This window comes from Azotobacter salinestris (genome assembly GCF_009363155.1).
Taxonomy (GTDB): Bacteria; Pseudomonadota; Gammaproteobacteria; order Pseudomonadales; family Pseudomonadaceae; genus Azotobacter; species Azotobacter salinestris.
This window is the reverse complement of the sequence record NZ_CP045302.1, coordinates 4094688-4114753: the sequence shown is the minus strand read 5'-3', so window position 1 is coordinate 4114753 and position 20066 is coordinate 4094688. Positions and strand designations below refer to the sequence as shown.

The window sequence follows — 20066 nt, the reverse complement described above, 5'->3', positions numbered from 1 at the left end:
AGGAAAGCCACGGCAGAAGTTGCCGTGGCTTCGCCGCCTCACAGCCTAGGCTTGCCGTGTCCGCTGCGCGCCTGGGCCATGGCCGCCAGGCGCACGGCGACGTTGGCCGCCCCGTAGCCCGCGTAATCCTTGCGCTGCAGGATCTCGAAGAAGAAGCGCTCGGCGAACGGCTCCGTATAGACATGGAACAGTTCGCCGCCCTGGGCATCGCGGTCGTAGAGGATGTTGAAATAGGCAAGCTTGCTAAGGAAGTCATCGTCGAAGTCGAAGCGTGCGGCCAAATCGTCGTAATAGTTCAGCGGGATTTCCAGCAGGGGCACGCCGGCCTCCTTGGCCTGCTCGACGGCGGCGAAGATGTCGTTGCAGACGAAGGCGATGTGGTGCACCCCGGAGCCGCGATAGGTGGAGAGCGAGCGGGAGATCGCCGTGTTGCGGTTCTCCGAGATATTCAGCGGCAGGCGCACCGAGTCGCAGCGGCTGCGCACCGCGCGGCTCTTGACCAGCCCGTAGGGGTCGGGCAGCACCACCTCGTCGTCGGCCGCGAAGTCGAACAGGCTCTTGTAGAACAGCACCCAGGAATCCATGGCTTCGGCCGGCAGGGCCATGGCCACGTGGTCGATGCGCTGCAGCACGCCGCTGTCGGCAGGGCCTTTCTTCAGCTCGAAATCGGTCTCGTAGATGCTGTGGCCCTCGGCATCGCGATCGACCAGATAGATCAGGCTGCTGTCCGGTGCGCGCACCGCGGGAACCTCGCGCTCGTTGGGGCCGACCAGACCGCGATAGGGCTGACCGCCGAAGCCGCAGGCACGCTCCAGCACCTGATGGCTGTCGCGCAGCCGCAGCGCAGTGGCGCACAGCGACGGGCCGTGGGCTTCGAAATAGCTGTGGGCGAAGGAATAGGGCTCGGCATTGAGCACCAGGTTGATGTCGCCCTGGCGCAGCAGACTGACGTTCTTCGAGCGATGGCGGCCGGCCTCGGCGAAGCCCAGCTGGGTCAGCCACTGGCTCAGCCGAGCGGCATGGGTATCGTCGACGGCGAATTCGAGAAACTCGATGCCCTCGTAGCGACTGGCCGGCGGCGGCGCGAACAGCACTCCAGGCTCCAGCGGATATCCCTGCTGCTTCAGCAGCAGACGGGTCTTCTCCTCCAGATAGAGCAGCGAGCGGTAGCCGTCCACCGCGTTGCTGCGGGTCGGCGCGGCGCGGAAGCCGTCGTTGAAGATTTCCAGCGACAGCGGCCCGCGGTAGCCGCTTGCGAGGATCGGCGCGAGAAAGCCCGGCAGGTCGAACTCGCCCTGGCCCGGGAAGCAGCGGAAATGCCGGCTCCACTCCAGCACGTCCATGGCCAGGATCGGCGCGTCGGCCATCTGCACGAAGAAGATCTTCTCCCTGGGCACCTCGGCGATGGCGCTCGGATCGCCCTTCAGCGACAGGGTGTGGAAGCTGTCGAGGATCATGCCCAGGCTGGGGTGGTCGGCTTCCCGGACGATATCCCAGACCTGCTGCCAGGTATTGACGTGGCGACCCCAGGCCAGCGCCTCGTAGCCGATGCGCAGGTCGCGCGCGCCGGCGCGCTCGGCGAGCAGGCGCAGGTCGTCGGCGAGGATCTGCCGGTCGCCCAGGGAATCGCCGGCGACGTTGCTGCACACCAGCACCAGGTCGGTGCCCAGCTCCTGCATCAGGTCGAACTTGCGCTCGGCGCGGTCGAGATTGCGCTGCAGGCGGTCGCGGCGGCAGCCCTCGAAGTCGCGAAACGGCTGGAACAGGGTGATGGCCAGGCCCAGGTCGGCGGCCAGCTTGCGCACTTCGCGCGGACTGGCGCCGTAGTAGAGCAGGTCGTTCTCGAAGATCTCCACGCCGTCGAAGCCGGCGGCGGCGATCGCCTCGAGCTTTTCCGGCAGGGTTCCGCTGAGCGAGACGGTGGCTATGGAACGGTGCATGAGTCCTCCGCATTGGAGCAGTCGGCCGCCAGCGGCTGCCGGAGCCATGGGGCGGGCAGGTCGGACTGGCGAAGGGGAAAACCGCATCAATTATTGGACGGGACTTCGAGACGGGCAACACGAATGTACTAAATGGTTAATTATTCGTTCGATTACCGAACCAAAGCGCTGCTCCCCGATTGACCCCCATAGCGACGGACAGCAACCATGAGCCCGACTTGGGGAGCTTCTCCATTGCCATCCGATTCCAACAATAATTTCAAAAGGAATTCTTTCGATGTCGTGCATTTCCGCCTTAACGCCTCTCCGTTGCGTCCGTTTGCCGGCACACCCGCGCTGATCGCAGTTGCCCCTCCAGCACCCCACTCCCCCACCATTCCGTGTCCGTCCGGAGGAGAGGGTCATGCCTTACAAGAACCACGGAGAATCCCAATGCCTTCACGCAACCTGCTGTCGATGGTGCGCGGCAGCGCAAGCCTGACTCTCGGCACAGCCCTGTGCCTGCCCCTCGCCGCGAACGCCGCCGGCTTCGTCGAAGACGCCACGGGCATCCTGACCCTGCGCAACTTCTTCATCAACCGCGACTTCAAGCACGACAACGCCACCCGCAGCAAGGCCGAGGAATGGACCCAGAACTTCATCCTCGACTTCAAGTCCGGCTACACCCAAGGGCCGGTCGGCTTCGGCGTCGACGTGCTCGGCCTGTACTCGGTCAAGCTCGACGGCGGCAAGGGCACCGGCGGCACCCAGCTGCTGCCCCTCGGCCGCGACGGCGATCCGGCCGACAAGTTCGGACGCATCGCAGTCTCCGGCAAGATGAAATATTCCGAGACCGAGCTGCACGTCGGCGAGTGGTACCTGGTGCTGCCGATCCTGCGTTCCGACGACGGCCGCTCGCTGCCGCAGACCTTCCAGGGTTCCATGCTCACCTCGAAGGAGATCAGGAACCTGACCCTCCATGCCGGCCACATCACCGGCAACAGCCCGCGCGACGACGGCAGCATGGAGGACATGACGCTGTTCGGCACCAGCCCCTACACCAGCGACCGCACCTCCGACGACTTCGACTTCGCCGGCGCCGAATACGCCTTCAACGACAAGCGCACCACCGTCGGCCTCTGGTACGCGCGCCTGAAGGACATCTACAAGCAGCGCTACGTCCAGCTGCTGCACACCCAGCCGCTCGGCAAGGAATGGACCCTCGGCGCCAACATCGGCTACTTCGACGGCGAGGAGGACGGCGAGGCGCTGGAAGGCCATCTGGACAACAAGGTGCTGTCCGGGCTGTTCTCCCTCAAGCACAACGCGCACACCTTCTACCTGGGCCTGCAGCGGGTCAGCGGCGACAGCAAGTGGCTGCGGGTCAACGGCACCAGCGGCGGCACCCTGGCCAACGACAGCTACAACTCCAGCTACGACAACGCCCGCGAACGCTCCTGGCAGCTGCGCTACGACTACAACTTCGCCGCGCTGGGCGTGCCGGGGCTGACCTTCATGACCCGCTACATCAAGGGCCACAACGTGCATGTCGGCACCGTCGACGACGGCGAGGAATGGGGCCGCGAGAGCGAACTGGCCTACGTCGTGCAAAGCGGCGCGGCGAAGAACCTGACCCTGCGCTGGCGCAACACCACCATGCGTCGCGATTACGGCAGCAACAACCAGTTCAACGAGCAGCGCCTGATCGTCCAGTACCCGCTGTCACTGTTCTGACCGTCACTCTTTGCTTCTGCGAGAGTTTGACCCGCCTCCATGGCGGGTCTTTTTTGCTTCTTCGCGAAATCCCAGGGGAGGCGGCAGATTCGGCACACCGCTACCGGGAAAACCCTCCCCCTCCAACGAGCGGACAACGCGCACGAACCCATGCCGCCAATCGGCGGACACGCCCTGAAAGTCTCATGAAAGGCTGCTGAAAGCTTTTGTTACTAGCATCGACACATCGCCATCAGGACCACCCTGAATGCCGATAGCCCAAGCAGCCCCCAGTGTATGAACGGGGCTCTTTCGATAACAACAACAAGACTTTCGAGGTTCCCGCCCCCATGCCCAGACCCAGCCCGCCCCGGCAGTAGCCATCGCGCCGAAGCCCCCGAATATGTAGACGTCCGCCATGGCGGACGGGCGCCTGCATGCCCGGAAGTCACCTTTTCAGGATAAAAATAATGAGAGTTCCCCCTGTTCGGCTGGTGAAGCCTTGCCGAGTCGCGCTCCCCTTCGCGATAGCCGCATCCCTTTCGTCCGGCCCGCTCCAGGCCGCCTTCTTCGAGGACGCCAAGGGCACCCTGAACCTGCGCAACTACTATCTGAACCGCGATTACGACCACGGGGCCACTCGGGGCAAGGCCGAGGAGTGGACGCAGAGCTTCATCTTGAACGTGCAATCGGGCTTCACCGAGGGCCCGGTCGGCTTCGGCATCGATCTGCTCGGGCTCTGGTCGGTCAAGCTCGATGGCGGCAGGGGCACATACGGTACCCAGCTGCTGCCCACACACGATGGCAACAAGCCGGCCGACGATTTCGGCCGCTTCGGCGTCGCCTTCAAGGCACGTTATTCCGATACCGAAATCAAGGTCGGCGAATGGAATCCGGTGCTGCCGATCCTGAGCTCGGACGACGGACGCGGCCTGACGCAGACCTTCCAGGGCGGCATGCTCACCTCCAGGGAAATCAAGAACGTGACGCTCTATGCCGGACAAATGCGCGAGACCAGTCCGCGCAACGATGCCAGCATGCAGGACATGACCATCGACGGCATCAGCGGCGGCAGCTCCGACCGCTTCAACTTCGGCGGCGTCGAATACACCTTCAACGACGGCAGGACCATGCTCAGCGCCTGGTTCGCGCAACTGGAGGACCTCTACAAACAGCGCTACTTCGAGATCCGCCATACCCAGCCGCTGGGCGACAAGACATCGCTCAACGCCAAGCTGGGGCTCTTCGACGGCGAGGAGGATGGCCAGGCCCTCGCCGGCGACCTGGACAACAAGACCTTCTTCGGCCGCTTCGCCCTCAAGACCGGCAGCAACACCTTCACCTTCGCCTACCAGAAACTCACCGGCAAGGACCGCTGGCTGCAGGTCAACGGCACCAGTGCCGATCCCCTGCCCAACGACGTCTATGCCGGCCCCTACAACAACCCCAAGGAAATATCCTGGCAGATCCGCCACGACTACGACTTCGCCAGCCTCGGCATTCCCGGCATGACCTTCATGAGCCGCTACATCGACGGCAGGAACGTGCATAGGAATGGCGTGACCAACGGCGAGACCTGGAGCCGCGAGAACGAACTGGCCTACGTGTTCCAGAGCGGCTCGCTGAAAAACCTCTCCGTCAAGCTGCGCAACTCCACCAAGCGCGCCAACTGGGGCACCAACACCAGCTGGAACGAAAACCGCATCATCGTCAATTATCCGATCTCGCTGTTCTGAAGCCCCCTCCCCCAGCCCGCCGGACAGGCGGGCCGCACTCCCGCCGAGCGGCGGCCATGCCGCTGGCTCGCCCCCGTCGAACATCGCTGCCGCCAGCATCCGGGCTTGGCGTGAGTGCCGCCCCGCATTACTATTGGAACCACGTTCCACAATCATAAAAATGCACGACCGGGCTGGTCCCCCACGGCGCCAGGCCCCCAGGAGAAGTCCCGAATGCCCACGTCCCCGTCTGTCGAATGCGATCTGCTTGTCATAGGCTCCGGCGCCGCCGGCCTGTCGGCCGCGGTCACCGCCGCCTGGCATGGCCTGAAAGTCATCGTGGTGGAAAAGGAGCCGGTTTTCGGTGGCGCCACCGCCTGGTCCGGCGGCTGGATATGGGTGCCCGGCAACCCGCTGGCCAGGCGCGCCGGTATCCACGAGGACCCCGAGCAGCTGCGCATCTATCTCAGGCACGAACTGGGCGAGCGCTACGACGCGGCGCTGGTCGACGCCTTCCTCGACAACGGCCCGAACATGGTCGCCTTCTTCGAGAAGCACACCGCGCTGCAGTTCGTCGACGGCAACGGCATCCCCGACATCCACGGCGACACCCCGGGCGCCGCCACCGGCGGCCACCAGGTGATCGCCGCGCCCTACAACGGGCGCAAGGTCGGCCCGCTGCTGCGCCGCCTGCGCAGGACCATGCGCGAGACCTCCTTCATGGGCATGCCGATCATGGCCGGCCCGGATCTGGCGGCGTTCCTGAGCGTGACCCGTTCGCTGCGCTCCACCCTCCACGTCGGCAGGCGCTTCCTCCAGCACCTGTGGGACCTCGCCTTCCATGGCCGGGCCATGCAACTGGTCAACGGCGTGGCGCTGGTCGCCCGCCTGGCCAAGTCCGCCGAAAACCTGGGCGTGCAACTCTGGGAGTCGGCGCCGGCCAGACAGCTGATCCAGAAGGACGGCCAAGTCCGGGGCGCCGTGGTGGCCACCACCCGCGGCGATGTCGCCATCCACGCCAGGGCCGTGGTGCTCGCCGCCGGCGGCTTCCCCAACGACGTCGCCCGGCGCAGGGCGCTGTTCCCGCGCACGCCCACTGGCCGCGAGCATCTGGCGCTGCCGCCGGCCGCCTGCGAAGGCGACGGCATCCGCCTGGGCGAAGCCGCCGGCGGCCGGCTGGTCACCGACCTCGCCTCGCCGGTGGCCTGGGCGCCGGTGTCCCGCGTGCCGCACTGGGACGGCAGCTTCGGCCACTTTCCGCACATCATCGACCGCGCCAAGCCCGGCGTGATCGGCGTGCTGTCCAATGGCAAGCGCTTCGTCAACGAAGCCAACGGCTACTACGACTATGTCGCGGCCATGCTGGCCAGCGCGCCGGAAGGCCAGCCGGTGGCCTCCTGGCTGATCTGCGACCATCGCTTCCTGCGCCGCTACGGGCTCGGTTTCGCCCGCCCGTTCCCGGTACCGCTGGCCGGCGCGCTGCGCTCGGGCTATCTGAAACGCGGCAAGACCCTCGAGAAACTGGCCGAAGCCTGCGGCATCGACCCGGCCGGACTGGCCGCGACCGTCGAGGAGTACAACCTGCAGGCCTACCAGGGCAAGGACCCGGCCTTCGGCAAGGGCTCGACCCCCTACAACCGCAAGCAGGGCGATCCCCTGCATACCGGCCCGAACCCCTGCCTCGCGCCGATCGCCAGCGGCCCCTTCTACGCCGTCAAGGTCGAGCCGGGCTGCTTCGGCACCTTCGCCGGGCTCAAAACCAATGCCCATGCCCAGGTGCTGGACGGCGACGGCGCGCCCATCGACGGGCTGTACGCGGCGGGCACCGACATGGCCAGCATCATGGGCGGCCACTACCCCTCGGGCGGCATCAACCTCGGCCCGGCGATGACCTTCGGCTATATCGCCGCGCGCCATGTCGCGGGCGCCGTCACTGCGGAATGACGCCAGGAGAAGAACCCATGCAGAACATCGTCACCCACGACCGGCTGGTCCTGCCCAGACTGGGCCTCGGCACCTGGCCGATGCTCGGCGAGGAATGCGCCCGCGCCGTGCAGAGCGCCCTGGAGCTGGGCTACCGGCATATCGACACGGCGGCCGCCTACGAGAACGAGGCGGCCGTGGGCCGGGCGCTGGAACAGTCGCCGGTGTCCCGCGAAGACGTGCACCTGACTACCAAGGTCTGGTGGGACCAGTTGCAGCCGGCGGCCATGCGCGCCTCGCTGGAGCGCAGCCTGGACGCCCTGCGCACCGATCGCGTCGACCTGTTCATGATCCACTGGCCGGGCAGGGACTGGGACCTGCCGCGCAGCATCGAAACCCTGGTCGCCCTGCGCGAGGAAGGCAAGGCCCGGCACATCGGCGTGGCCAACTTCCCGCTGGCGCTGCTGCGCCGGACGGTCGAGGAGCTGGGCGCGCCGCTCTCCGCCATCCAGGTGGAATACCACGTCCTGCTCGGCCAGCGGCAGCTGCTCGACTACGCCCGCCGGCACGGCATGGCGCTGATCGCCTACAGCCCGCTGGCCCGCAACCGCATTGCGGACGTGGCGGAAATCCGCGATATCGCCGCCAGGCACCGGGCCCAGCCTGCGCAAATCGCCCTGAAATGGCTGCTCGACCAGCCCGCGGTCGCGGCCATTCCCAAGGCGAGCAGCATCGCCAACCAGCGCATCAACCTCGGCGCGCTCGAGGTGACGCTGGACGATGCGGACCGCGCCCTGATCGATGCCCTGCCGAAGAACCAGCGTCTGGTCAGTCCCGACTTCGCCCCCGAGTGGGATACCTGCGACGAATAGAGCGTGGTACGGCGGCGAGGCAGACCACCTCGGCGCCTTCGCCCACCAGCAGAAGGCGGATCGGCCGGTTCAGGGGTTTCAGCCCAGCGACTCCACGCCCAGCTCGTCCCAGACCTCCTCGGCCAGGTGGAAGGTGGCGTTGGCCGCCGGAATTCCGCAGTAGATGGCGCTCTGCATCAGCACTTCCTTGATCTCGTCGCGGGTCACGCCGTTGTTCTTCGCCGCGCGCAGGTGCAGCTTCAGCTCGCCCTCGCGGTTCATGCCGATCAGCATGGCGATGGTGATCAGGCTGCGGGTGTGGCGCGGCAGGCCCGGACGGGTCCAGATGTCGCCCCAGGCATGCCGGGTGATCATCTCCTGGAACTCTTCGTTGAACGGCGTCAGGTTCTTCAGGCTGCGGTCGACGTGGGCGTCGCCGAGCACCGCGCGGCGCACCTGCATGCCGGCGTCGTAGCGTTCTTTCTCGTCCATTGCTGGCTCCGTGAGAGGTTCGGCCAGCTCGCCTGGGCGGCTGGCCTGATAATAATCATGGCGGGCTTGGCATTTTCGTAGGGTGGGCAACGGCGCAAGCCTTGCCCACCGTGGCCCGTGGTGGACAAGCGCTTCGCGCGTTGTCCACCCTACGCCTGTACTTACTTGCGCAGGAAATCCAGCACCGCCCGGGTGAAGGCCTCGCCAGCCTCGACGTTGGACAGGTGCGCGGCATGGAGCTCGACCAGCTCGGCGCCCTGGATGCACTCCTGCATGAAGCGGCCATGCTCCGGGGTGGTCACCGCGTCCTGGGTGCCGCAGACGATCAGGGTCGGCACGGCGACGGCGCCGAGCCGCTCGCGGAAGTCGGCATCGCGCACCGCCGCGCAGTTGGCGGCATAGCCCTCGGGCGAAGTCTGCGCCAGCATGCCGACGACCGGCTCGACCTTGCCCGGCTGGGCGGCGGAGAATTCCGGGGTGAACCAGCGGGCGATCGAGGCGTCGCGCAGGTCGCGCATGGCCTGCTGGCCGCCCTTCTGCACGGTATCGATGCGGGTGTTCCAGACCTCGTCGTTGCCGATCTTCGCCGCGGTGTTGCACAGCACCAGCTTGTGCAGGCGCTCGCCGGCGTTGACGCCCAGCCACTGGCCGATCAGCCCGCCCATGGACAGGCCGCAGAAGGAAAACTTGCGGATGTCGAGGGCATCGGCCAGCGCCAGCACGTCGCGGCCGAGCTGCTCGATGCGGTACGGTCCCGGGCTGACCACCGAGTGGCCGTGGCCGCGGGTGTCGTAGCGCAGCACGCGGAAGTGTCCGGCGAAGGCCGGGATCTGGGTGTCCCACATGCGCAGGTCGGTGCCCAGCGAGTTGGACAGCACCAGCACCGGCGCGCCCGCGGGGCCGTCGATCTGGTAGTTCAGTGCGCCATCGGCGAGTTGCACGGTCGGCATCTATGACTCCTTAGGGTCTGTTGACGTTTTGGCGTGAGCCGCGTTGCCGCGCCAAATGCCGCCAGGCAAGGCGCGGGTCGCCGGCAATGGTGTTCCCTTGCCAAGACCCGCAACGCTGCATGGCGGCATTTGCCGCGCAACCCGCAGGGACGGGGCCCGTTTGGCGCAGCACCGCGTCTCTCGTCGTTCATTTGGAATGACCAAACCTCTCTCCTCGCTCCTTGTTCTGCGCTAAACGGGCCTCCGTCGCGGCCTACGCCAAAACGTCAACAGACCCTAGCGGTGGGTGGCGCGGTGTTCGGCCACGGCACGGGCGACCCAGCGCTGCGCCAGGCCGAGGTAATGGGACGGATCGAGCAGGCGATCCAGCTCGGCGGCGGACAGCTCGCCGCTCACTTCGGCATTGGCGCCGAGCACGGCGCGCAGGTGGCGCCCCTCGGCGACGGCCTGGCGGCAGCACTGCTCGACCAGATGATGGGCGCGCTCGCGGCCCAACCGCTGGGCCAGGGCGATGCTCACCGCCTCGGCGAGCACCAGGCCGCGAGTCAGGTCGAGGTTCTCGCGCATGCGCGCGGCGTCCACTTCCAGTCCCGGCAGCAGCAGGCGCGCCTGCTGCAGGGCGCCGGAAACCAGACAGCACAGTTCGGGCAGGGTTTCCCACTCGGCATGCCAGAGGCCGAGGCTGCGCTCGTGCTCCTGGGGCATGGCCGACAGCATGGTGGCGACCAGCCCCGGCGCGCGGGTGGCGGCGCCGATCAGCACGGCGGCACCGACCGGGTTGCGCTTGTGCGGCATGGTCGAGGAACCGCCCTTGCCCGGTGCCGAGGGCTCGAACAGCTCGGCGACGTCGGTCTGCATCAGCAGGGACAGGTCGCGGCCGAACTTGCCGAGGGTGCCGGCCAAGAGGCCGAGCCAGCCGGCGAACTCGACCAGACGGTCGCGCTGGGTGTGCCAGGGCTGTTCGGGCAGGCTCAGGTCCAGTTCGCGGGCCAGCGCCTCGGCCACCGGCAGGGCGTGCTCGCCCAGCGCCGCCAGGGTGCCGGCAGCACCGCCGAACTGCAGGACCAGCAGGCGCGGCTTCAATTCGGCCAGCCGCTGGCGCTGACGGGTGACCGCGCCGAGCAGGCCGGCGAGCTTCATGCCGAGGGTCACCGGGGTCGCGTGCTGCAGCCAGGTGCGCCCGGCCAGCGGGGTGTCGGCGTGGCGCTCGGCCTGCACGGCGAGGTCCTCGGCCAGCTGCGCCAGCTCGGTTTCGAACAGCGCGACGGCGTCGCGCAGCTGCAGCACCAGGCCGCTGTCCATGGCGTCCTGGCTGGTGGCACCCAGATGCACGTAGCGCTCGGCTTCGGCATCCACGGCGGCGATCTGCCGGCCGAGCGCCTTGACCAGCGGGATCGCCGAGTTGCCGGCGCTGGCGATGGCCTGGGCCAGGGCGGCGACATCGAAGCGCTCGGCCACGCAGGCGTCGGCGATCGGCGCCATGGCGGCCTCGGGAATCAGTCCGACCCTCGCCTCGGCCCGCGCCAGCGCGGCCTCGAAGTCGAGCATGCCCTGCAGCCGCCCGCGGTCGGAAAACACCGCGCGCATCGGCGCGCTGGTGAAGTAGGCATCGAAGAGGTGGTTGCTCACGTCGATTCGTCCTGAAACAGAAAGCGATGGCGGTACGGCCCAGATTGGCAGCGCGGCACGGGGGCGGTCCAGCCGTAGGGTGGATGGCCGAAGCCATCCACCATGGTGGACAAGCCTGCGGCGTTGTCCACCCTACCCCTTGCGCCGTTGCCGTTTCGCAAGGCGGAAAACCGCACCGGCGCTTCCGCCACCAGCCGGCCAAACCGGCTCAGACGCGCTCGATGGCCAATGCCAGCCCCTGGCCGACGCCGATGCACATGGTCGCCAGGCCCTTCTTGCCGCCGGATTTCTCCAGCTGGTGCAGGGCGGTCAGCACCAGGCGCGCGCCGCTCATGCCCAGCGGATGGCCGAGGGCGATGGCGCCACCGTTGGGGTTGACCCGCGCATCGTCGTCGGCGAGGTCGAGATCGCGGGTCACCGCCAGCCCCTGTGCGGCGAAGGCCTCGTTGAGCTCGATCACGTCGAAGGCGTCGATGCTCAGCTCCAGGCGCTGCAGCAGCTTGCGCACCGCCGGCACCGGGCCGTAGCCCATGATCCGCGGCGCGACCCCGGCGCTGGCCATGCCGAGCACCCGGGCGCGGGCCTTCAGGCCGTATTTGCGCACCGCCTCGGCGGAGGCCAGGACCAGCGCCGCGGCGCCGTCGTTGACCCCCGAGGCGTTGCCGGCGGTGACCGTCCTGCCCTCGCCGTTGACCGGCTTGAGCCTGGCCAGGGCCTCCAGGGTGGTGTCCGGGCGCGGATGCTCGTCCGCATCGATCACCGTCTCGCCCTTCCTGGTCTTGATGACCACCGGGACGATTTCCTCGGCGAAGTAGCCGGACTCCATGGCCGCCGCCGCGCGCTGCTGGCTGCGCAGGGCGAAGGCGTCCTGGTCGGCGCGGCCGATCCGGTAGTCGTCGGCGACGTTGTCGGCGGTTTCCGGCATGGAGTCCACGCCGTACTGCTGCTTCATCAGCGGGTTGACGAAGCGCCAGCCGATGGTGGTGTCCTCGATCTTCATGTTGCGCGAGAAGGCGGCGTCGGCCTTGCCCATCACGAAGGGCGCGCGCGACATGGACTCCACACCGCCGGCGATGGCCAGCTCGATCTCGCCGCAGGCGATGGCGCGGGCGGCAGTGCCGATCGCGTCCATGCCCGAGGCGCACAGGCGGTTGAGGGTCACGCCCGGCACCGTCTCCGGCAGGCCGGCGAGCAGCAGCGCCATGCGCGCCACGTTGCGGTTGTCCTCGCCGGCCTGGTTGGCGCAGCCCAGGAACACCTCGTCGACGGCGGCCGGATCGAGTTGCGGGTTGCGCGCCAGCAGCGCCTTCAGCGGGACGGCGGCCAGGTCGTCGGCGCGCACGCCGGCCAGGCCGCCGCCGAAGCGGCCGATGGGCGTGCGCACGGCATCGCAGATGAAGACGTCGCGGCTCATTCTTCACCTCCGGCCTGCCCGTGGGTGGCGGCGGTGCGGGCTTCCAGCTCGCGCAGGGCGGCCAGTTCGGTCGCGTTCGGCGCCTCGGTGACCGCCACCTTATCGGCGAAGCGGATCGCCCAGCCGGTGTTCTCGACCACCTGCTCGCGGGTCACGCCCGGGTGCAGGGAAGTGACGATGAACTCGTGGGTGCCGGCTTCCGGCTCCATGATGCACAGGTCGGTGATGATCGCCACCGGTCCCGCACCGGGCAGGCCGAGCTGCTTGCGGTGATCGCCGCCCTCCCCAAAGCCGACCGAGGTGATGAAGGCCAGCTTGTCGACGAAGGTGCGGTGCGATTGCTTGAGGATGATCAGCACCTTCTTCGCGCTGCCGGCGATCTCCGGCGCGCCGCCGGCGCCCGGCAGGCGCACCTTGGGCTTGTGGTAGTCGCCGATCACCGTGGTGTTGATGTTGCCGTACTTGTCGACCTGGGCGGCGCCGAGGAAGCCGACGTCGATGCGCCCGCCCTGCAGCCAGTAGCGGAAGATCTCGCCGGTGGGCACCACGGTGTCGGCGGTTTCGGCCAGCTCGCCGTCGCCGATCGACAGCGGCAGCACCGAGGGCTTGGCGCCGATCGGGCCGGATTCGTAGATCAACACCACGTCCGGGGCGTGGGTCAGGCGCGCCAGGTTGGCGGCCTTGGACGGCAGGCCGATGCCGACGAAGCAGACGCTGCCGTTGCCCAGGCGGCGGGCGGCGGCGACGGTCATCATTTCATTGGTGGAGTAAGTCATCATTTGGCCTCCTGGGCGGCCAGCTTGGCCTGGTACTCGGAAAAGTCGGCGGTGCCGCGGATGAACGCGTCGATCCAGGCGGTGAAGCCCTCGCGGCTGCGGGCGATCGGGTCCCAGTCCTGGTAGAAGCGGTTGTCGCGCTCGTAGTAGCCGTGGGCGTAGGACGGATGGGCGCCGCCGGGCACCAGGCAGACCGCGCTCAGCGCCCAGGTCGGCAGGACGCAGGCGTTCATCGGCGCCTTGAGGTCGTCGACGATCTCCTCGACGGTGACGATGCAGCGTTTGGCGGCCAGCGCGGCCTCCTTCTGCACGCCGAGGATGCCCTGGATCAGCACGTTGCCCTTGCGGTCGGCCTTCTGCGCGTGGATCACGGTGACGTCCGGGCGCACCGAGGGCACCGCGGCCAGCACCTCGCCGGTGAACGGGCAGGTGACGCTCCTGATCAGCGGGTTGACCTTCGGCAGGTCGGAGCCGGCGTAGGCGCGCAGCACCGCGAACGGCAGGCCGGAGGCGCCGGCCACGTAGGCGTTGGCCAGGTCGGCGTGGCTGTGCTCCTCGATCTCCAGCGGCTGCGGCCAGCCCTTCTCCACCGCGTCGCGCAGGCGATGCAGGGACCCCACGCCGGGGTTGCCGCCCCAGGAGAAGATCAGCTTCCTGGCGCAGCCGGCGCCGATCAGCAGGTCGTAGACCAGGTCGGGGGTCATGCGCACCAGGGTCAGGTCCTTCCTGCCCTGGCGGATCAGCTCATGGGCGGCGGCGGTGGGAATCAGGTGGGTGAAGCCTTCGAGGGCGACGGTGTCGCCATCGTTGACGAAGCGCTGTACCGCTTCACGCAGGGTGAGGATTTCGGCCATTTCGTACGTGCTCTTGTCGGAGGATCGGCTGCGCCGGATGTGGTTTGCAGCCAAATTACGGACAAGAGCGGAACGGAACAATCCGATAATCGCCAATCCGTTCGTTTATCGAACGACTTGTGAGGACACTATCGAGCGGCCGGGAAGACGCCGGCAGCACCCGGGACGCAGGATTGCACGCCCCGTGGCCGGGCGCTCCGCTCAGGCGAACAGCTGGGCGCTCAGTTCGCGACTGGCCGCCAGCATGATCGGCAGGTAGTGCTTTTCCAGCTCGGCGATGGACACCCGTCCGGCGTGGGTGCTGACGTTCATCGCCGCCAGCACCCGTCCCGAGGAATCCTGGATCGGCACCGTCAGCGAACGCAGACCCTGCTCCAGCTCCTGGTCGACGATGCACCAGCCCTGCCGGCGCACCTGCTGCAGGCATTCCCAGAGCGCCTCGCGGGTGTGCAGGGTGCGGCTGGTCTTGGGCAGCAGGTCGGCGTGCTCCAGGTATTCCTGCAGGCTGACGTCGTCCAGTGCGGCGAGCAGCACGCGGCCCATCGAGGTGCAGTAGGCCGGCAGCCGGCTGCCGACGCTGAGGTCGACCGAAATCAGCCGCTGGGGAATCGCCGAGCGGGCGATGTAGAGCACCTCCTCGCCTTCCAGGGTGGCCAGGTTGCAGGCCTCGTGCAGCTGCTCGCTGATGCGGTCGAGATAGGGCTGCGCGGACACCGCCAGCGGCGTGGAGGACAGGTAGGCGTGACCGAGGGTCAGCACCTTGGGCGTCAGCGAGTAGGTGCGCCCGTCGGTGGTGGCGAAGCCGAGTTTCATCAGGGTGTGCAGGCAGCGACGCACGGCGGCCCGAGGGATCTCGGTACGGTGGCTGATCTGGGCGATGGTCAGGTGGCGCTTGCGCTCCTGGAAGGCGCCGATCACCGCCAGGCCGCGGGCCAGGGAGGTCATGAAATTCGGGTCGCCGCTCAGAGCCTCGATGCGCTTGGCAGGGGAAATGTAGGGCGGCGGCGCGAGGGTGGGCACGGCCTGACGCGACTCACTCATGGGGTCTCCTTGACTGGCTCGCCCCGGAACGATGGCAAAAGGGGGCGAAGGCGGCGTGCTCGATTATCGGCCAGTGGCCGGGCGATCACAATTGACCGCCCGGCGCCGCTTCAGAACTCCTCCAGCCGTCGCGGCCGTAGCTGGGCCAGACGGCTGCGGGTGCGCGCGAAGTCCTCGTGGGCCCGCTCGCGGCAGAGGTCATCCAGGCTCGTCCGGCTGCTCAGCAGCAGCTCGACGCCGGCGTCGTAGGCGATGTCGACGAAGTTCAGGAAGCGCTGCCGGACGTCCGGCGAGTGCCGGTCCAGACAGGGCAGCCCGCTGATGGCGATGCGCTCGAAGCGCTCGCAGAGCCAGAGGTAGTCGCGGGTCGAGGACGGCACCGGGAACAGCGCGGCGAAGTCCAGCCAGAGGCTGCGCGCGTCCTGGCCGAGCGGCTGCAGGTTCAGCCGGTTGACCGCGAGCGACGCCGCCGGCACGCCCAGGCCCAGCGCGTGGCGCCAGTCCTGCAGGCTTTGCGGCGACTCCGGCCAGTGATACTGGCCCCAATCGCGGCCGCTGCAGGAGCGGTAGTCGACCCCGCCGTCCAGCTCGACGATGCGCATGTGCCGCTCGAGCACGCGGATGAACGGCTTGAAGCGCTCGTGGTGCAGCGGATTCGGGCAGAGCGAGGCCGGCGCATAGTTGGAGGTGACCACCACCCCGACCCGCGCCCGCAGCAGCGCCTCGAGCAGACGCCCGAGGAGGATGGCGTCGCCGATGTCGTGCACGTGGAATTCGTCGAAGCAGAGCAGGCGCACCTCGCCGGCCAGCTCCGCGGCGACCCGCGCCAGCGGATCGGGCTGTCCCGCATGGGCCAGCAGGCGCACCTGCAGCTCCTGCAGGAAGGCATGGAAGTGCACCCGGCGCTTGGCCGCCAGCGGCACCCCCTGGAAGAAGCAGTCCATGACGAGGCTCTTGCCGCGCCCCACCCCGCCCCACAGATAGAGGCCGCCGACGGGCCGACGCAGCCAGCCGCGCTTGCCGCTCAGCAGGCTATCCAGCCAGTCGGCCAGCGCATCGAGCGCAGACGACTGCGCGGCGTCGGCCTGAAAGCCCGACGCCGCCAGTCGCTCTGCGAAGTGCCGGCGCACCGCCTCGGCGGGCGCCAGCGGTTGCAGGACCTCAGAAGTCAAAGAACACCGTTTCCCCTTCGCCCTGGATGCGGATGTCGAAGCGGTAGGCGGTCTTGTTGTCCACCTCGCAACGCCTGGCGATCAGGGTCTTGCGACGCTCCGGCTGCTCGATCAGGTTCAGCACCGGGTCGGCGGCGTTGGCCTCGGCTTCGTCCTCGAAGTAGATGCGGGTCTGCAGCTGGATATTGATGCCGCGGGCGAACAGCGACACGTTGATGTGCGGCGCCATCGGCTTGCCGGCGGCGTTCTTCACCATGCCCGGCTTGACGGTCTTCACCGTCCATTCGCCGGCGTCGAAGGTGGTGGCGGTGCGGCCGAAGCCGTTGAAGGACTTCTCCAGATCGTAGACGGTGTCGTAGACGCCCTCGTGGTTGGCCTGCCAGAGCTCCAGGTAGGAGTCGCGGACCAGGTGGCCGTTGCCGTCGATGACCTTGCCGATCAGGATGATGTGTTCGCCCGGGGCGTCATCCCTGGCCATCTCGTTCCAGATTTCCTGCTCGCGGGTCGGGTTGCCGGCGGCGGCGCCGGCCAGGCCGATGTGCACGTAGGGGCCGGCGGTCTGCGAGGGGGTTTCCGGCAGCAGTTCGTAGTTCATGGTCGGCTCCTTCTCACTGATTCTCGAAACGGGTCTGACGCTGGCCACGCAGCACGATATTGAAACGGTACGCCAGGCAATCCATCGGCACGTTGCTGCTCAGGTCCAGACGACCGATCAGGGTCTCGACCGCGTCCGGGTTGGCAATGGTGCGGACGATCGGGCACTTGGGGATCAGCGGGTCCCCCTCGAAGTACATCTGGGTGATCAGCTTGGTGGCGATCGACGGGCCGCTGATCGATACGTGGATGTGCGACGGGCGCCACTCGTTGGGGCCGTTGCGCCACGGGTAGGGACCCGGCTTTATGGTGCGGAAGAAGTAGTAGCCGTCGGCGTCGGTCAGGGTGCGGCCGACCCCGCCGAAGTTGGGATCCAGCGGCGCCAGGTAGCTGTCGTTCTTGTGGCGGTAGCGGCCGCCGGCGTTGGCCTGCCACATTTCCACCAGGGTGTGCGGGACCGGCTTGCCGTACTGGTCGACCACCCGGCCGCACATGATGATGCGCTCGCCGACCGGCAGGCCGCCGTGGTTGAAGTTGAGCAGCAGGTCGTTGTCGTACTTGCCCATCTTCAGATGGCTGAAGTCCGGACCGGTGGTTTCCGAGAGGGACTGCGGGATGCTGACCAGCGCCTGGCTCGGCGAACGGGCGATGGTGGTCTTGTAATCCGGGGTATAACCCTTCGGCTGCCAATTCCGGTCACGGGCGACGAAACGGCGGGTATCGAGCTCGGACATCTCAGGCTCCTTGTTCTTGGGATTGTGGAGTCGCTAGAACCGCAAGGCGGCTACGCGAGACGAAGTGTCACACCCGCCCGGCCCGATGAAAATTGAAAAGAACATCCGCATACATAACCTTATGGTTATGTATCTGCGCCACCGCTCAGCTCCTTGGCCACCTGCCGCAGCTCGTCGCAGAACCACTGCGCGGCCAGCGGCAGCGGCAGCGCCGAGTTCCAGCAGAAGCCGATCGAGCCGCCCGCCTCGCGCACCCCCAGCGACAGCTCGACCAGTTCGCCGGCCTGCAGGTCCAGGCGCACCGCATCCAGCGGCGCCAGCCAGAGCCCGTCGCTGGACAGCACATAGCGCCGGCTCAGCACTGGCGAGAGGGTTTCCAGGCGCTGCGCCGGCAGGGGAATTCCGCACTGGACGAAGAAGCTCTCGGCATACTGGCGAATGGTGGTGCCGGCCAGCGGCAGGACCAGCGGGTAGTCGCCGAGCGGCGCCAGGTCGGAGAGGTCGGCCTTGAGCAGCGGATGCCCGGGCCGTACCACCAGCGCCATGGACTCGCTATAAAGGTGCTCGAAGGTCAGCCCGCGGATCTCCGGGCTGTCGGTCATCCGCCCGACCACCAGATCCAGCTCGCCGACCCGCAGCTGCGCGAGCAGGTAGGCGCTGAGGCCGGTGGCGATGCTGACCACCAGCGCCGGGTGATTGCGGTGCAGGCGCAGCACCACCTCCGGCACCACCTGGCTCTCCACCGTCGAGAGCACCCCGACGCGCACCACCCCGCCGGCCTGGTCGTCGCCACGCAGGGTGTTGACGCCATCGCGCAGGGCCTGCACGCAGGGGCCGGCATAGCGCAGGAAGGTGATGCCCGCCGGCGTCAGGGAAACCCCGGACTTGCTGCGCTCGAACAGCCGGGCGTCGAGAATCTCCTCCAGCTCCTTGAGGGTCTTGGAAATCGCCGGCTGGGACACCGCCAGGGCGTCCGCCGCCTTGGCGAAGCTGCGCTGGCGAGCCACCTCGAGAAAGCTGACCAGATGGCGGAACTTGATGCGGTTGTCGACGAGCATGAGCAACCCCGGAGCCGGCCCGGCGGAGGGCGTCCGCCGGCTGTACGAGGCATTCTCCGCCAGACTGCCAGCCCCGCCAAGGCGCCCGGCCGGCGAACGACCGGCAACGGCCCGTCAGCCTGCCGGCCCCCCCCTTCTCAGGCGAATACCACCGTGCGGTTGTCGTGCACCAGCACCCGGTCCTCGAGGTGATAGCGCAGCCCACGGGACAGCACCATCTTCTCCACATCCTTGCCGAGGCGCACCATGTCCTCGACGCTGTCGCGGTGGGTGATGCGCACCACGTCCTGCTCGATGATCGGGCCGGCATCCAGTTCCTCGGTGACGTAGTGGCAGGTCGCGCCGATCAGCTTCACGCCGCGCAACGAGGCCTGATGATAGGGCCGGGCGCCGACGAAGGACGGCAGGAAGCTGTGGTGGATGTTGATCACCTGCATGGCGAACTCCTGGCACAGCTGCGGCGGCAAGATCTGCATGTAGCGGGCCAGCACCACGGTATCGGCGGCACGCTCCCGGACCAGCCGGGATACCTCGGCGAAGGCCGGCTCCTTGTTCTGCGGATCGACCGGCACATGGTAATAAGGAATGCCATGCCACTCGACCATGCTGCGCAGTTCGTCATGGTTGGAGATCACGCAGGGAATCTCGCAGGCCAGCTCGCCGCTGTGCCAGCGGTGCAGCAGATCGGCCAGGCAGTGCGACTCGCGGCTGGCCATCAGCACCACGCGCTTGAGCTCGCTCGAGTCGGTGACCCGCCACTTCATGGAGAACTCCCGGGCAATCGGCGCGAAGGCGTGACGGAACTCTTCGAGGTCGAACGGCAGGGAGTCCGCGCGAATTTCATGGCGCATGAAGAACCAGCCGCTCTGGGTATCCGAATGGTGGCTCGCCTCGGTGATCCAGCCGTTGTAGGTGGCCAGGAAGTTACTGACCTTGGCGACGATGCCGACCCGGTCGGGACAGGCGATCACCAGCCGAAATGTACGCATGATGGGAACAACTCCAGAACTCGCGAAAGCACCATTCTAGCCACAGCGCCGAAAAACTTCAGTAACCCACACGCGAGATGGGGAGATCCTCCAACAAGCACCCGCAACACTTCGTGCGGCAGCCGGATTGCACTGCACGACCGGATAAATGAGGGATATCGCCACGCTGTTGCAGATTGAAGGAGCGCATCAAACAGGCCAGACCGGAACTCTTCTCCAGTCGCCTTTTATTAGCTGTCCAG

At 67.5% G+C, this 20066-nt stretch carries 17 protein-coding genes; 4 read left to right on the top strand and 13 right to left on the bottom strand.

Annotation, left to right across the window (positions count from 1 at the left end; all coding sequences use genetic code 11):
- Positions 1-38 precede the first annotated feature (38 nt).
- Positions 39-1940, bottom strand: a complete 1902-nt coding sequence (gene quiC, locus GCU53_RS19250) for a 3-dehydroshikimate dehydratase QuiC (RefSeq protein WP_152389036.1) — start codon at positions 1938-1940, stop codon at positions 39-41.
- Positions 1941-2372: 432 nt separating this feature from the next.
- Here quiC and GCU53_RS19245 point away from each other — a divergent pair, with 432 nt between their 5' ends.
- From GCU53_RS19245 to GCU53_RS19230, 4 genes are all read left to right on the top strand, one after another.
- Positions 2373-3653 (top strand): OprD family porin, encoded by a 1281-nt coding sequence (locus GCU53_RS19245; protein ID WP_152389035.1) that lies wholly within the window; start codon positions 2373-2375, stop codon positions 3651-3653.
- A gap of 449 nt (positions 3654-4102) precedes the next feature.
- Entirely contained in the window at positions 4103-5368 is a 1266-nt protein-coding gene (locus GCU53_RS19240) for an OprD family porin (RefSeq protein WP_152389034.1), read from the top strand.
- Positions 5369-5581: 213 nt separating this feature from the next.
- Positions 5582-7291: an FAD-dependent oxidoreductase gene (locus tag GCU53_RS19235; protein ID WP_152389033.1), complete on the top strand. Its 1710-nt coding sequence runs from the start codon at positions 5582-5584 to the stop codon at positions 7289-7291.
- Between the two features lie 17 nt (positions 7292-7308).
- Positions 7309-8142, top strand: coding sequence for an aldo/keto reductase (locus GCU53_RS19230; protein ID WP_152389032.1), 834 nt, complete (start codon positions 7309-7311; stop codon positions 8140-8142).
- A gap of 78 nt (positions 8143-8220) precedes the next feature.
- Here the strand turns inward: GCU53_RS19230 and pcaC are convergent, their stop codons facing one another.
- From pcaC to purU, 12 genes are all read right to left on the bottom strand, one after another.
- Positions 8221-8613 (bottom strand): 4-carboxymuconolactone decarboxylase, encoded by a 393-nt coding sequence (gene pcaC, locus GCU53_RS19225; RefSeq protein ID WP_089168853.1) that lies wholly within the window; start codon positions 8611-8613, stop codon positions 8221-8223.
- Positions 8614-8774: 161 nt separating this feature from the next.
- Complete coding sequence (pcaD, locus tag GCU53_RS19220) at positions 8775-9563, bottom strand: 3-oxoadipate enol-lactonase (protein ID WP_152389031.1); 789 nt, start codon at positions 9561-9563, stop codon at positions 8775-8777.
- 276 nt (positions 9564-9839) lie between these two features.
- Positions 9840-11192 (bottom strand): 3-carboxy-cis,cis-muconate cycloisomerase, encoded by a 1353-nt coding sequence (locus GCU53_RS19215; RefSeq protein ID WP_152389030.1) that lies wholly within the window; start codon positions 11190-11192, stop codon positions 9840-9842.
- Between the two features lie 208 nt (positions 11193-11400).
- A complete protein-coding gene (gene pcaF / locus GCU53_RS19210) occupies positions 11401-12606 on the bottom strand; it encodes a 3-oxoadipyl-CoA thiolase (protein ID WP_152389029.1) in 1206 nt (401 codons plus the stop codon).
- A complete protein-coding gene (locus GCU53_RS19205; RefSeq protein ID WP_152389028.1) occupies positions 12603-13385 on the bottom strand; it encodes a CoA-transferase subunit beta in 783 nt (260 codons plus the stop codon). The genes pcaF and GCU53_RS19205 overlap by 4 nt, the downstream gene beginning before the upstream one ends.
- On the bottom strand, positions 13382-14236 hold the full coding sequence (locus GCU53_RS19200; RefSeq protein ID WP_152389027.1) for a CoA transferase subunit A: 855 nt from the start codon (positions 14234-14236) through the stop codon (positions 13382-13384). The genes GCU53_RS19205 and GCU53_RS19200 overlap by 4 nt, the downstream gene beginning before the upstream one ends.
- Positions 14237-14437: 201 nt before the next feature.
- Positions 14438-15277, bottom strand: coding sequence for an IclR family transcriptional regulator (locus tag GCU53_RS19195; RefSeq protein ID WP_152389026.1), 840 nt, complete (start codon positions 15275-15277; stop codon positions 14438-14440).
- Positions 15278-15387: 110 nt separating this feature from the next.
- Positions 15388-16449: a cell division protein ZapE gene (gene zapE, locus GCU53_RS19190; protein WP_152389025.1), complete on the bottom strand. Its 1062-nt coding sequence runs from the start codon at positions 16447-16449 to the stop codon at positions 15388-15390.
- On the bottom strand, positions 16439-17044 hold the full coding sequence (pcaG, locus tag GCU53_RS19185; RefSeq protein ID WP_152389024.1) for a protocatechuate 3,4-dioxygenase subunit alpha: 606 nt from the start codon (positions 17042-17044) through the stop codon (positions 16439-16441). The genes zapE and pcaG overlap by 11 nt, the downstream gene beginning before the upstream one ends.
- A gap of 13 nt (positions 17045-17057) precedes the next feature.
- Positions 17058-17777 carry a protocatechuate 3,4-dioxygenase subunit beta gene (gene pcaH / locus GCU53_RS19180; protein ID WP_152389023.1) on the bottom strand — a complete coding sequence of 240 codons (720 nt, stop codon included), beginning with the start codon at positions 17775-17777 and terminating at the stop codon, positions 17058-17060.
- A gap of 125 nt (positions 17778-17902) precedes the next feature.
- On the bottom strand, positions 17903-18835 hold the full coding sequence (gene pcaQ / locus GCU53_RS19175; protein WP_152389022.1) for a pca operon transcription factor PcaQ: 933 nt from the start codon (positions 18833-18835) through the stop codon (positions 17903-17905).
- Positions 18836-18972: 137 nt separating this feature from the next.
- A complete protein-coding gene (gene purU, locus GCU53_RS19170; protein WP_152389021.1) occupies positions 18973-19824 on the bottom strand; it encodes a formyltetrahydrofolate deformylase in 852 nt (283 codons plus the stop codon).
- Positions 19825-20066: the final 242 nt, after the last annotated feature.